We start from the raw sequence: 12,656 nt of genomic DNA, 5'->3' as shown, positions 1-12,656 counted from the left end.
CTCCTCGGCCGAGCAACCAGTTGTGATGGTGGTCACCGCTCTGGCAACCATTTGCCGGGGTCACGCCGCACTCTCAGGTTCCTCTCAGAAACATATCCCTAGCTGCGATACGTCCAGTTTGAGGCATCCACTGGTACTCTAGAACCCATGTCGGGCCGCAAGCGATACGCGCGTCTGGGGGGCGTCGCCATCGCACTCCTTGCGGCCCTCTGCTTCCTCGGACCGGCCACACATGGGCAGATGTTCGGGTGGCGAACGGCGGTCATCGGAACTTCGCCAGCATCGAACCTGCTACCCGAAGAGGCCCATGAGCACGTCAAGAGCCCGCTGACCGCGACCGCTACGCGGATCCGCCATCAACCCAGCTCGATACCGGTTCCGGCCGCACTCGTCATGACGGCGCTGTTAGGTGCCACCCTGTTGGCACTCTTGGTCTCACGGGGCTTCGTATTCTCACGAGCGCCCGATAATTTGGGACGACAACGCCTTATCACCCTCGGGATAGATCGACGCTGAGCCGTGCCCGTGACGGCAACGACGCCGTCATACGCGTCTCGTTCACTGATCTATCCACTTGTCGCGCACGCCCGTTTAGCTGCAGCTGCCGCGACCCTTCTTCCCGATAGGGCTTACTGTCATGACGACTTCCGTCACCGAGCAGGCTTCGAAGCCGTCGTTACTGCAGAATCTGCGGCACGACCTCCCGGCCTCCCTCGTCGTATTCCTCGTCGCGCTGCCGCTTTCGCTCGGTATCGCGATCGCCTCCGGAGCCCCGCTGATGGCGGGTCTCATCGCGGCTGTGGTCGGCGGCATCGTCGCCGGCGCCATCGGCGGTTCACCGCTTCAGGTCAGCGGCCCGGCCGCCGGCCTGACCGTCGTAGTGGCCGAGCTCATCAACAAGTTCGGCTGGCAGATGACCTGCCTGATCACCGTTGGTGCGGGCCTGTTGCAGATCCTGTTCGGACTGAGCCGGATCGCCCGTGCCGCGCTCGCCATCGCACCGGTCGTGGTGCACGCCATGCTCGGCGGCATCGGCGTGACCATCGCACTACAGCAGATACACGTCCTGATGGGCGGCACATCGCAGAGCTCTGCCTGGCAGAACCTCAAGGCGCTGCCCCAGGGCGTCCTCAACCACCATCTGCCCGACGTCATCATCGGCGTGTTGGTGATCGCGATCCTGCTGCTGTGGCCCAAGCTGCCCCCCAAGATTCGCATGATCCCCGGCGCTCTGATCGCGATCGTGACCGCGACCGCCTTCGCGGTCCTCACCAACTCGCCGGCGGAACGGATCTCCCTGTCGGGTGACTTCTTTGACGCGCTCAGCCTGCCGACCCTGACAGGACCAGCCAATGGCGACTGGGCCGGAGTGCTCTTGGGTGTGCTGACCATCGCCCTCATCGCGAGTGTCGAGTCACTGCTGTCCGCGGTCGCCGTCGACAAGCTACACACCGGACCCCGGACCAACTTCGATCGGGAAATGATCGGCCAGGGCAGCGCCAACATGGTGTCCGGCTTCCTCGGCGGCCTGCCCATCACCGGCGTGATCGTCCGCAGCTCGACCAACGTCGCCGCGGGCGCGAAGACCCGCGCCTCGGCCATCCTGCACGGCTTCTGGGTATTACTGTTCGCCTCGCTGTTCAGCAGCGTGGTGCAGCTCATCCCCAAGGCCGCGCTCGCCGGGCTGCTGATCGTCATCGGTGTGCAGCTGGTCAAGCTGGCTCATATGAAGCTCGCTTGGCGCACAGGCGATTTGGCTGTTTACGCCATCACCATGATCAGCGTTGTGTTCCTCAACCTGCTCGAAGGTGTCGGCATCGGGCTCGTGGTGGCCATCGGCATCCTGGTGGGCCGGGTCATGCGGGCGCACATGGACGCCCGCCCGTTCGGCACCGAGGGATCGCGGCAGTGGCATGTCGAGCTCGACGGCACGCTGAGCTTCCTGTCACTGCCCCGGCTGACCAAGACGCTCAGCACAGTTCCGCCGGGTGCACACGTCACGCTGGCGATCAATGCCGACTACGTCGACCACGCCATCTCGGAGGCCATCTCCGACTGGAAGCGCGCCCATGAGGCCGCCGGCGGCACCGTGATGATCGTCGAATCCTCACACGCCAAGCTGCACCACGCCCACACCACCCGACCGCAGCGGCATTTCGTTTCGCGCGCTGTTGGTTTGGTGCCGTGGCGGTCGTGGCGTCGCAGCGAGAACGACGGCGCGGGCGCATCGATCATCGATGGCATCAACGAGTACAACAGCCGCGGTTCCGGTGCGCTGCGACCCCATGTCAGCGAGCTGGCCGACTACCAGGATCCCGATGCGCTCTTCCTCACCTGCGGCGACTCGCGCATCCTGCCCAATGTCATCACCGCCAGTGGACCGGGCGACCTGTTCACGATCCGCAATGTGGGCAATGTGGTGCCTACCGATCCCGCCGATGGCTCGGTGGACGCGTCGCTCGACTTCGCGATCAACCAATTGAACGTGAGTTCAGTTGTGGTGTGCGGGCATTCGTCATGCGGGGCGATGAAGGCACTGCTGACCGAATCGACCGATACGCCCACCACTCCGGTGGGACGCTGGCTCGACTACGCCCGCGACAGCCTCATCGCATTCCAAGAACACCACCCGGCACGAGCCAGCGCCGAGGCACACGGGTTCAACGAAGTCGATCAGCTCGGCGTCGTGAACGTGGCAATCCAGGTGGAACGCCTCGTTCACCACCCAATCCTCGCCGGGGCCGTGGTGTCCGGGCGGGTGCGTGTGGTCGGCACGTTCTTCAACATCGCCGAAGCGCACGTGTACGAGGTGGATGAGAACGGGATCGTGGGCCAAGACGGCAACGCCAATGATGTTGTCGAGGACCCTGCCCCGGCCATCAGCTGACCGGCGACGTCTATAGCGGAGCTCCCCCGCGTAGATGCTCGAAGATCAATGACGTCTGCGTGCCCGCGACATCGGGCTGTGCGTTGAGTTTCTCAACCACGAAGGACCTCAGGTCCTCGGTGTCGCGGGCCGCCACGTGCAGGATGTAGTCGTCGGCACCCGCCAGGAAGTACACGTCGATAACCTGTGGCAGCTCACGGATATCCCGGATGAACGTACGAATCTTTCCCCGCGCGTTGGCCTGCAGGCTGACCGAAATCATCGCCTGCAGTGGTCGGCCGACAGCGGCCGGGTCGATGTCGGTGAAGAATCCACGGATCACCCCGGTTTCCTGAAGACGCCGAACCCGTCCGTGACAGGTGGATGCCGCGATTCCCACTGCCTCGGCGAGCGCGCTGTTGGGTATTCGTGCGTCGTCGTGCAGTTCCATCAGAATGCGGCGGTCCACGTCATCGAGATCCGCCCGCCGAACATCATTCGGCGCGGGTGGCATGTCGAACCGAGATTCCGGTGATTTTGCGGCCATTTTTGCAATATACCGAATCTTCCACACAAATATTGCGCCTTTATCGACGCTTCTTCACACTTGAACGTGAGACTTAGTTTTGAACAGGAGAAGAAGATGCGCGTAGGAATTCCGACCGAGATCAAGAACAACGAGTACCGCGTAGCCACCACTCCGGCGGGTGTGGCCGAGCTGACCCGCCGCGGCCACGAGGTGATCATCCAGGCCGGCGCGGGCGAGGGCTCCTCGATATCCGATGTGGACTTCAAAGCCGCTGGCGCACAGGTCATCAACGGCGCCGAACAAATCTGGGCCGAGGCCGATCTCCTACTCAAGGTCAAGGAACCGATCGAACCCGAATACGCCCTGATGCGCCGCGGCCAGACTCTCTTCACCTACCTGCACTTGGCCGCATCATTGCCATGCACGGAGGCGCTGCTGAAGTCGGAAGCCACCTCGATCGCCTATGAGACCGTGCAGACCGTCAGTTCAGACGGATCGGCCGCACTCCCCCTGTTGGCCCCGATGAGTGAAGTGGCCGGACGGCTCTCCGCGCAGGTCGGCGCCTACCACTTGATGACTCCGGTGGGCGGCCGCGGCCTGGTGATGGGCGGCGTCCCCGGTGTCGGACCTGCCGACGTGGTGGTCCTCGGCGGGGGTGTCGCCGGATACAACGCCGCGCGGATCGCCGCCGGAATGGGTGCTCACGTCACGGTTTTCGACGTCAACCTCAACAAACTGCGTGAACTGGATGCCGAGTTCGGGAGCACCGTCCGGACTCGGTACTCGTCCACTTTGGAGCTGGAGGGCGCCGTCAAACGAGCCGACTTGGTGATTGGCGCGGTACTCATCCCGGGCGCCAAAGCACCCAAACTCGTATCGAATTCACTTGTGGCCCAGATGAAGCCGGGCTCAGTACTGGTGGACATCGCGATCGACCAGGGAGGCTGCTTCGCCGACTCGCGTCCCACCACCCACGACGAACCGACCTACTCGGTACATGACAGCGTGTTCTACTGCGTGGCCAACATGCCCGGCGCGGTGCCACGGACATCCACCTTCGCCTTGACCAACGCCACCATGCCGTATGTGCTGGCACTGGCAGACAAGGGCTGGCGGCAGGCCTGCCGCCAGGATGCCGCACTGGCTAAGGGACTCTCGACACACGAGGGTGCACTGCTGAACGCGCATGTCGCCGAGGATCTTGAGCTGTCCTTCACCGACCCGGCGGAACTGCTGATTTAGAGCTACACCGCCGTCTCGGCAGTGAGGTCGTTGGTCCATGTCGGCGTCTTGATCTTCTTGCGATACGGCACTTTGTCGTTGAACCTATTCACCGCGCGCCCCACCTTATGCAGGGGATGATCGAAGTCGGTGAAGTAGGTGCTGTTGACAATGGGGTACCGCAGCACCCGGAAGATCGGCAACCGGCTGGCGTTGCTGCTTTTCCGGCCGCCCGACTCCGCATAACGATCGAACGCACGCTGAATCAGAATCGTGTCGATACCCATGTTCCTCATCGCGTCACCCACCCGGGTCAGGAACCCCGCGAACCGGATGACGTGAGGATTGGCCAGCCCGACAGCACGGACGATGGTCACCGGCTTGAGCAGCGGCGCCACATCCTCCACCAGCATCCTGGAGAACTTGCGGGTGCCCAGCATGTCCATGACCGCGAAACCGATTGCCAGGTGGCGTGATTCGTCAGAGTTGATCTTGGCGAACACCTCGTGGAACAGCGGATCCTCCACCTCGCCGGATAGGAATTTCAGCACGGCGCCATCGAGTCCCACCTCGAAGAACGGGATGACGGTGGCCATGTAGACGAATGGGAGACGCCGGTCACCCAGGTTGTCGAACCCGCGTAGCGCCTGCAACAGCGCCTTGATATCCCCGGATTGCGGCGGAATTTCACCCTCCTCCAGCATGCCCCACCGGCGCATCAATGCGATCTCGGCATTGGCGTGCCGCTGTTCCTCGGCGTGGAAGTAGCTGTAAATCTCCCGCAGCGTGTCACTCGGCGCGGTGATACCGAGTGTGCCCATCATCCGGCCGCCGATGTGCTCGATCCACACCAAATCCGACATGAACTGCTTGAGATCGTCAAACTGCTCGGGGTTGATGGTCTCGGCCCCGGGCTTGTCCCAATCGAAGTCCGCCAGTGTCCACTGCCTGGCCTTGATCTTGACGAGAACATTCTCAAAGAACTCGTCGTTCTTCGAGATGTCCTTGGTGTTCTCTCTGGTCAGCTCGTCTGGGAGTACGGCGGTCATTGGGCTACCCCTAACTTCGCGGAATTGACGGAATCGAGTTCCTGTTGGGTGAGGATCTTGTAGTCGGCGGCGTCGACTTCGGCTAGCGCGCGCCGGAATTCACTTGTCGTGCCCGGGAAGAGCTCGCTGGCAACGGTTTCAGCAGGCTTGTACCAGCGGAACGCGCCATCGCGCCAGGTGGTTCGATCGAACCGTCTCGTCGCACCCGCCTGCTCACGTTCAAGAGACTCCCGGCGTACGTCGATGGAGACAAACGCCAATGAATCAACCAATGACAAAGACGCTGTCACATAATCGATTTGCGCCTCGATATGCGAAAGGCCTGCCAACGCGTTGGACCCGGAACCGGGGCCGCTGAGCAAGAACAGATTGGGGAATCCTGGCACGTTCACACCGCGGAAGGCCTTCGGCTGGGAACCCCAATGCTCATCCAGTGTGGAGCCGTCCACCCCCCTGATGGCGAAGGGCGCTTCGACAAGCACCTCGGGCGCATCGAGCGCGAACACCAGGCAGTCGGCCTTGTGGGTCATGGCATCGGCCGACCGCACCCCGATGGCGCTCACTCCCGTGACGGGCCACGGCACCAGCTTGCAATTGTCTTGCTGCACCGCCGAATAGAAGTCATCGGAGAACAGGATCCGGCGGCTGCCGGCACGGTACGCCGGCAACAGGTTGCGACGCAGCCAAGGGTCCTTCACATTGCGGTTGAGGTGGTTTTCGGCCACCGCCTCCACTAACCGGGTGCCCACGCCGCGCCACACCAGACCGCGGCGCAGCGCCTCGTGCGAGCGGCTCGCCACCCGTCCCGCAATGGATCCCGACGCGCGGGAGAGGAGGCGTCCGACCGCGCTCGACGATTCACCACCCCAGCGTGGCAGCACCCAGTCGGGGGTGCGCTGAAACACCCGCACGCGCGCCGCCTTCTTGACCAGTTCGGGCACCACATGCACGGCACTGGACCCCGCCGCGATCACCGCGACATTACGGCCGGTGAAATCGAAGTCGGGGTCCCAGTCCGCGGTGCTCAAGACGGGGCCGTCGAACTGCTCGATACCGTCGAGTTCCGGTGGCACCGGTGATGTTCCGGCGCCAATCGCCAGGATGACGCGCCGTGCGACGATCGACTTCTTACCCGCCACCGTGATCCGCCAGGTGGCCTTGGCGGGTTCGAAGGCAAGTGCCGTCACGCGATGCCGCAATCGCAGCACCGGCTCGAGGTCATGCCGCGCGATGAGGTCGCGCTGATAGGACAGCACACCGTCGCGGCCGGCCCACACCGAACGGGAGGACGTGTTGGGTGAAAACGCATACGACTGCTGGACGGCCAATTCGTCTCCGATGACGGAAGCGAATGAGCTGCGCTGCCAGTAACCGCCAACCTCAGGCGCCTGTTCGAGGATCAGCAGGCTTTCCATCCGGGCCTGGCGCAATCTGGCGGCCATACCCAGGCCCGCCATGCCCGCTCCGATGACCACAACGTCAACAGGGTTATTGACTGCCATGTGTGCGGATACCACCCTCATTTTCGTTGACGAATTACTAAGTTACGTCAACGTTAGCAGGCTGAGGGCGTGATACGACAAGGGACAAGTTAGTCACAGCTATGGCAAGTATGTGATGTAAGTCACAGCATGCTGCGCTGCCGTAGCGTTACCGGGGCTTGAGCTGCTCTTCGAGTACACCCTGGTAGCGGCGCATGCCAGCGATCCATCGGCCGTAGTCGGCACCCTTCTGCCGATACATGTCGAGCACTTGCGGATGCGGCAGCACTAGGAAGGTGCCCGCACGGATCGCGTCGAGTGTCATCGCCGCAACCGCCGCCGGTTCGAGCACCTCGCCTGCGGCAGTGATCGAGGTTCCTGCCACTTGCACATCCGGGTCATCGGACTCGGTGAGGCCGTCCAGTAGCGCGGTTTTAACCCCCATCGGGCACAAGCAGCTCACTCCGATCCCCTTGCCGCCATAGGTGATCGACAACCACTCAGCGAACCCGAGGGCCGCGTGCTTGGTCACCGAGTAGGCGGGTGAACCGATCTGTGTCAGCAGCCCGGCCGCCGACGCAACCGACAGAAAGTAGCCGTGTCCGCGTTCCAGCCAACCAGGAACCAGCGCAGTAGCGGCCCTGATATGCGCGCGCAGGTTCACGTCGATGGTGAGATCCCACGCGGCTTCCCCGATATCGAGACCGAGCCCACCGGCGACACCGGCATTGGCGGCGTAAAGGTCAACGGGGCCAAATTCCTTCTCCGCCAAGGCGACCAGATTCTCGATATCGGCGACGGAACTGGCATCGGCTTGTTGTCCGATGATGTTCAACGGGTCCGCCACGGCGGCGGTACGCAGAGCGGCATCTCCGTCGATATCGGAGGCGACGACCTTGGCACCCGCATCCGCCAGACCCCAGGCGAGAGCCTGTCCGATTCCCGAACCGGCTCCGGTGACAATGGCGACGCTGCCGTTGATATCCATGCCCGAACCCTATGGGACGGCCGCGAAGATCCCGACCGCGGCAGCCGTCACCATAAAAAGGACCGCAAGAATCCGTGCCGTCCGGCGGGGATACCCGGTGAATCGCTCCCACGTGACCGCAACCGTCAACGGCACCATCCACACGAGGTGCGCCGAGGGCGCCACCGCCATCGTCAGCATCATGGCCCAGCAGGAGCGGATGCACGCCCACCCACTGACTACACCGAACCGCATGAGGCCCTTGGCCGCCGGCCATCCGCCGGGCGTCAGCGGTGTCGACCGGTGACAATCGCCGAGCGCCTGGCATTTCACGGGGGTGAGCTGCCAGACCGCAGCAATCAGGAGCACACCCGCGAAGACCCACCATCGGTTGGCGTTGGCGGCCGCCGGTAGCGCGAGGGTGATGAGGAGGCCAACGGCCGTCCACAGCGAGAGCCAGACTGCCGCGTAAAGCGCCAGCGCGCGCCCACGACCCCGCGGAGTGTTCTGCTCGACGTACTGGACCGCAGGCAACGTGGCCGGTCCCATCATCGCGACGGTCATGACGATCCAGGAGACCATCGCGACCCACAGCGCAGGCTGATGCACGATCGGGGTGGCCATCGGTGCCATGCTCGCGTGGTCCATGCCGTGCATATGCTCGGTAGTGGGTGTTTGCGTGTGGCTGGTCCCATGTTGCGGGAGGAACGCGAAACCCAACCACGACAAGAGGATGACCGCGGCCGCGATCCCCGTGTATCTGCCAGCCGCCAGTTCTCTGACGCGCTGGATCGCGTTGACGGCCATCAGCTAGAGAATATCTTGCCGATGTTCACCTAGCGTGCGGATTCAATCATCGTTCGCAGTGCGCGTGGCAACGTCCGCTTGGACCGATAGGGGCCCACCACCGCCGCCCCCGCCGAGCTGCTGAGCAACTGACGAGCGATGCCATTGACCTCGTCGGCCGTCACGGCGGCGATTTTGTCCAGGGTCGCCGAAATTGTGCGGTGCTTACCGTTGTTCAGCTCACTGCGGCCCATTCTGTTCATACGGGATGCCGAATCCTCAAGCCCCAGAACAAGTCCACCCGCCAGGGCGCCCTTGGCCCGGTCGATCTCCGCTGCGGTGAAACCGTGCTCGACCACCGACCCCAGTACCTGCGAGGTCACCTTGCACACCTCGTCGAACCGCTCCGGCGAGCAGCCCGCGTACACCGACAATGCGCCGGTGTCGGAGAAGGTATCCACCGTCGAGTACACCGCGTAGACCAGCCCACGCTGCTCACGGATCTCTTGGAACAGGCGAGAACTGAGCCCGCCGCCCAGTGCGCTGTTGAGCACCGACAGCGCCCATCGGTATTGCCAACCACGTCCCGGAGTACGCACGCCCAGCGACAGATGCACCTGTTCACCATCGCGCGATACCAATTCCAGTCCCGGCTTGGCCGTGACTCGGCCGCTCCCCTTGCGTGGCGCCACCGTTGTCACCGATGAGTCCAAATGCGACTTGAAGTACTTGCGCGCCAACCGCACTACGCGATCGTGCTCGACATTCCCGGCCACCGCCAGCACCATGCGTTCGGGCCGGTATCTCCGTACGTGAAACGAATGCAATTGTGCCCGTGTCATCGTCGATATCGATTCCGAGCTGCCGAGCACGCTGCGGCCTATCGGATGGTCACCGAACAGCGCCCCGAGGAAAGCCTCCCCCAGCAGGTCCTCAGGGTCGTCGTCACGCATCGCGATTTCTTCGAGCACGACGTCGCGCTCGACCTCGACGTCCTCACTCGCGCATCGCCCGCGCAGCACCACGTCGGCAACCAGATCGATCGCCAGCTCCAGGTCGGAGTCCAGCACGTGTGCGTAGTAACACGTCTGTTCGCGTGCGGTGAATGCGTTCAGCTCACCGCCGACGGCATCAATCGACTGTGCGATATCGGCCGCCGACCGTGTGGGCGTGGACTTGAACAGCAGGTGTTCGAGGAAGTGCGCCGCACCGGCGACACTGCGCCCCTCATCGCGTGACCCGACGTCGACCCACACCCCGACGGACGCCGAGCGCACCGAGGGCATTGCCTCGGTGACCACTCGGAGACCACCAGGAAGGACCGTGCGGCGTACCGCGTTCGGAACGCTACTCCGCGACGGCATCTGCCGGCTTGGCCTCGGCCACACCGTTATTGCTGGCGGAAGCGTCCGCGGTGTCATCATCGCCGACCGGAACCAGCGAGATCTTGCCGCGGTTGTCGATGTCGGCGATCTCGACCTGAATCTTGTCGCCGACCTTGACCACGTCCTCGACCTTGGCAATCCGCTTGCCCTTACCGAGCTTGCTGATGTGCACCAGTCCGTCACGGCCCGGCAATAAGGAAACGAAAGCTCCAAAGTCAGTGGTCTTCACCACCGTTCCGAGGAAGCGCTCACCAATCTTGGGCAGCTGCGGGTTGGCAATCGCGTTGATCATGTCGATCGCAGCCTGCGCTGCCTCGCCGTTGGAGGCGCCCACGAACACGGTGCCATCATCCTCGATGGAGATGCTGGCGCCCGTCTGCTCGGTGATCGAGTTGATCATCTTGCCCTTGGGCCCGATCACCTCACCGATCTTGTCGACCGGCACCTTGATCGTGGTGATACGCGGTGCGAACGGGCTCATCTCGTCGGGAGCGTCGATGGCCTCGGCCATCACCTCGAGGATGGTGGCGCGAGCATCCTTGGCCTGCGACAGCGCGGCGGCCAGCACCTGCGACGGGATGCCGTCGAGCTTGGTGTCCAGCTGCAGGGCCGTGACGAAGTCCTTGGTGCCGGCGACCTTGAAGTCCATGTCGCCGAAGGCATCCTCGGCGCCCAGGATGTCGGTGAGTGCAACGAAGCGACGCTGGATTTCTACGCCGGCCGGCCCTTCGACTTCTACGTCATCGGACACCAGGCCCATGGCGATACCCGCCACGGGAGCCTTCAGCGGCACGCCGGCATTCAGCAGTGACAGGGTCGAGGCACAGACCGAACCCATCGAGGTGGATCCGTTGGAGCTCAACGCCTCCGAGACCTGGCGGATGGCGTACGGGAACTCCTCGACGCTCGGCAGCACCGGCATGAGCGCACGCTCGGCGAGGGCACCGTGCCCGATCTCGCGACGCTTCGGCGAGCCGACGCGGCCGGTCTCACCGGTCGAGAACGGCGGGAAGTTGTAGTGATGCATGTAGCGCTTCGAGGTTTCCGGCCCCAGCGAATCGATCTGCTGGGCCATCTTCACCATGTCGAGGGTGGTGACGCCCATGATCTGGGTCTCGCCACGCTGGAACAGCGCGCTACCGTGCGCCCGCGGGATCACGGCGACCTCGGCCGACAAGGCGCGGATGTCGGTGACACCGCGGCCGTCGATGCGGAACTGGTCCTTCAAGATGCGCTGGCGCACGAGCTTCTTGGTGAGCGAACGGAATGCCGCGCCGATCTCCTTCTCGCGGCCGTCGAAGCCCTCCTGCAGACGGCCGAGAACCTCGACCTTGACTTCGTCGGTCTTATCGTCGCGCTCAGCCTTACCCGCGATGGACAGGGCCTGGGACAGGGGCTCGGTGGCCACCGCCGCGACGGCGGCGAACGCGTCGTCCTGGTAGTCGGGGAACAAGGGGTATTCACCAACGGGCTTGGCGGCCTTCTCGGCCAGTTCCTGTTGTGCGGTGCACAGTGCAGCGATGAACGGCTTAGCGGCCTCAAGCCCCTCGGCGACCACGCTCTCGGTGGGAGCCACCGCTCCGCCTTCTACAAGAGCGATCACGTTGTCGGTGGCTTCGGCCTCGACCATCATGATGGCCACGTCGTCGGCAGTCTTACGACCGGCGACCACCATGTCGAAGACTGCCGTCTCCAGCTGCTCGACTGTCGGGAAGGCGACCCACTGGCCGTCGATCAGGGCCACCCGGACACCGCCGACGGGGCCGCTGAACGGCAAGCCGGCGATCTGGGTGGATGCCGACGCGGCGTTGATGGCCAGCACGTCGTACAGGTCGGCAGGGTTCAGGCTCAGCACCGTCACCACAACCTGGATTTCGTTGCGCAGCCCGCTGACGAAGGTCGGGCGCAGGGGCCGGTCGATGAGACGACAGGTCAGGATGGCGTCGGTAGAGGGACGTCCCTCACGGCGGAAGAACGAGCCGGGGATGCGGCCCGCGGCGTACATGCGCTCCTCGACGTCAATGGTCAACGGGAAGAAGTCGAAATGGTCCTTGGGGCTCTTGCTGGCGGTCGTGGCCGACAACAGCATGGTCTCGTCATCCAGGTAGGCGACGACGGAGCCGGCGGCCTGCTGGGCCAGCCGCCCGGTCTCGAACCGGATGGTGCGGGTGCCGAAGGTGCCGTTGTCGATGGTCGCGGTGGACTCGAAGACGCCTTCTTCAATTTCTGTAGCAGACATGGGTTCTGAAATACCTCTCATACGTTCTCAGTTGGCAGCACGTGGCTGTATTTGGGCATATGCGCCATCACGCGGTCAGCGCGCGGACGTACCAGCGCGAAGTGGACCCGGAAGGTGATCGGCCACGGCCGTT

The 12,656-nt window shown here is 63.7% G+C and carries 10 protein-coding genes; 3 read left to right on the top strand and 7 right to left on the bottom strand.

What is annotated here, in order from left to right; all coding sequences use genetic code 11:
* Positions 1-240 precede the first annotated feature (240 nt).
* Together AC5Y5C_RS16460 and AC5Y5C_RS16455 are read left to right on the top strand one after the other, a co-directional pair.
* A complete protein-coding gene (locus AC5Y5C_RS16460) occupies positions 241-516 on the top strand; it encodes a hypothetical protein (RefSeq protein ID WP_499974637.1) in 276 nt (91 codons plus the stop codon).
* A gap of 121 nt (positions 517-637) precedes the next feature.
* Positions 638-2,887: a SulP family inorganic anion transporter gene (locus AC5Y5C_RS16455; protein ID WP_499974064.1), complete on the top strand. Its 2,250-nt coding sequence runs from the start codon at positions 638-640 to the stop codon at positions 2,885-2,887.
* 10 nt (positions 2,888-2,897) lie between these two features.
* Here AC5Y5C_RS16455 and aldR read toward each other — a convergent pair whose 3' ends face one another.
* Positions 2,898-3,413, bottom strand: coding sequence for an HTH-type transcriptional regulator AldR (aldR, locus tag AC5Y5C_RS16450; protein ID WP_499974062.1), 516 nt, complete (start codon positions 3,411-3,413; stop codon positions 2,898-2,900).
* Between the two features lie 96 nt (positions 3,414-3,509).
* Here aldR and ald point away from each other — a divergent pair, with 96 nt between their 5' ends.
* On the top strand, positions 3,510-4,637 hold the full coding sequence (ald, locus tag AC5Y5C_RS16445) for an alanine dehydrogenase (protein ID WP_499974060.1): 1,128 nt from the start codon (positions 3,510-3,512) through the stop codon (positions 4,635-4,637).
* Between the two features lie 2 nt (positions 4,638-4,639).
* Here the strand turns inward: ald and AC5Y5C_RS16440 are convergent, their stop codons facing one another.
* The 6 genes from AC5Y5C_RS16440 to AC5Y5C_RS16415 form a co-directional block, all read right to left on the bottom strand.
* Positions 4,640-5,665 carry a hypothetical protein gene (locus AC5Y5C_RS16440; protein WP_499974059.1) on the bottom strand — a complete coding sequence of 342 codons (1,026 nt, stop codon included), beginning with the start codon at positions 5,663-5,665 and terminating at the stop codon, positions 4,640-4,642.
* Positions 5,662-7,182, bottom strand: coding sequence for a flavin-containing monooxygenase (locus AC5Y5C_RS16435; protein ID WP_499974057.1), 1,521 nt, complete (start codon positions 7,180-7,182; stop codon positions 5,662-5,664). Before AC5Y5C_RS16435 ends, AC5Y5C_RS16440 begins: the two co-directional genes overlap by 4 nt.
* Positions 7,183-7,315: 133 nt before the next feature.
* Complete coding sequence (locus AC5Y5C_RS16430) at positions 7,316-8,134, bottom strand: SDR family oxidoreductase (RefSeq protein ID WP_499974055.1); 819 nt, start codon at positions 8,132-8,134, stop codon at positions 7,316-7,318.
* 9 nt (positions 8,135-8,143) lie between these two features.
* The gene (locus tag AC5Y5C_RS16425) at positions 8,144-8,920 is read right to left on the bottom strand and encodes a copper chaperone (protein ID WP_499974051.1); all 777 of its coding nucleotides are present in this window, start codon (positions 8,918-8,920) and stop codon (positions 8,144-8,146) included.
* 29 nt (positions 8,921-8,949) lie between these two features.
* The gene (locus AC5Y5C_RS16420; RefSeq protein ID WP_499974049.1) at positions 8,950-10,263 is read right to left on the bottom strand and encodes a M16 family metallopeptidase; all 1,314 of its coding nucleotides are present in this window, start codon (positions 10,261-10,263) and stop codon (positions 8,950-8,952) included.
* The gene (locus AC5Y5C_RS16415) at positions 10,247-12,523 is read right to left on the bottom strand and encodes a polyribonucleotide nucleotidyltransferase (RefSeq protein WP_499974048.1); all 2,277 of its coding nucleotides are present in this window, start codon (positions 12,521-12,523) and stop codon (positions 10,247-10,249) included. The genes AC5Y5C_RS16420 and AC5Y5C_RS16415 overlap by 17 nt, the downstream gene beginning before the upstream one ends.
* Positions 12,524-12,656 lie beyond the last annotated feature (133 nt).

This window comes from Mycobacterium sp. NGS15 (assembly GCF_059813245.1).
Note: the sequence above shows the minus strand (reverse complement) of the source record. Positions and strands in the feature narration are given on the sequence as shown.

Excerpts from the sequence above, each read along its gene's own strand:
- ald (WP_499974060.1), top strand. The coding sequence starts at position 3,510 with ATGCGCGTAGGAATTCCGACCGAGATCAAGAACAACGAGTACCGCGTA.
- AC5Y5C_RS16415 (WP_499974048.1), bottom strand. The coding sequence starts at position 12,523 with ATGTCTGCTACAGAAATTGAAGAAGGCGTCTTCGAGTCCACCGCGACC.
- AC5Y5C_RS16440 (WP_499974059.1), bottom strand. The coding sequence starts at position 5,665 with ATGACCGCCGTACTCCCAGACGAGCTGACCAGAGAGAACACCAAGGAC.
- aldR (WP_499974062.1), bottom strand. The coding sequence starts at position 3,413 with ATGGCCGCAAAATCACCGGAATCTCGGTTCGACATGCCACCCGCGCCG.
- AC5Y5C_RS16455 (WP_499974064.1), top strand. The coding sequence starts at position 638 with ATGACGACTTCCGTCACCGAGCAGGCTTCGAAGCCGTCGTTACTGCAG.
- AC5Y5C_RS16460 (WP_499974637.1), top strand. The coding sequence starts at position 241 with ATGTTCGGGTGGCGAACGGCGGTCATCGGAACTTCGCCAGCATCGAAC.
- AC5Y5C_RS16430 (WP_499974055.1), bottom strand. The coding sequence starts at position 8,134 with ATGGATATCAACGGCAGCGTCGCCATTGTCACCGGAGCCGGTTCGGGA.
- AC5Y5C_RS16420 (WP_499974049.1), bottom strand. The coding sequence starts at position 10,263 with ATGCCGTCGCGGAGTAGCGTTCCGAACGCGGTACGCCGCACGGTCCTT.
- AC5Y5C_RS16425 (WP_499974051.1), bottom strand. The coding sequence starts at position 8,920 with ATGGCCGTCAACGCGATCCAGCGCGTCAGAGAACTGGCGGCTGGCAGA.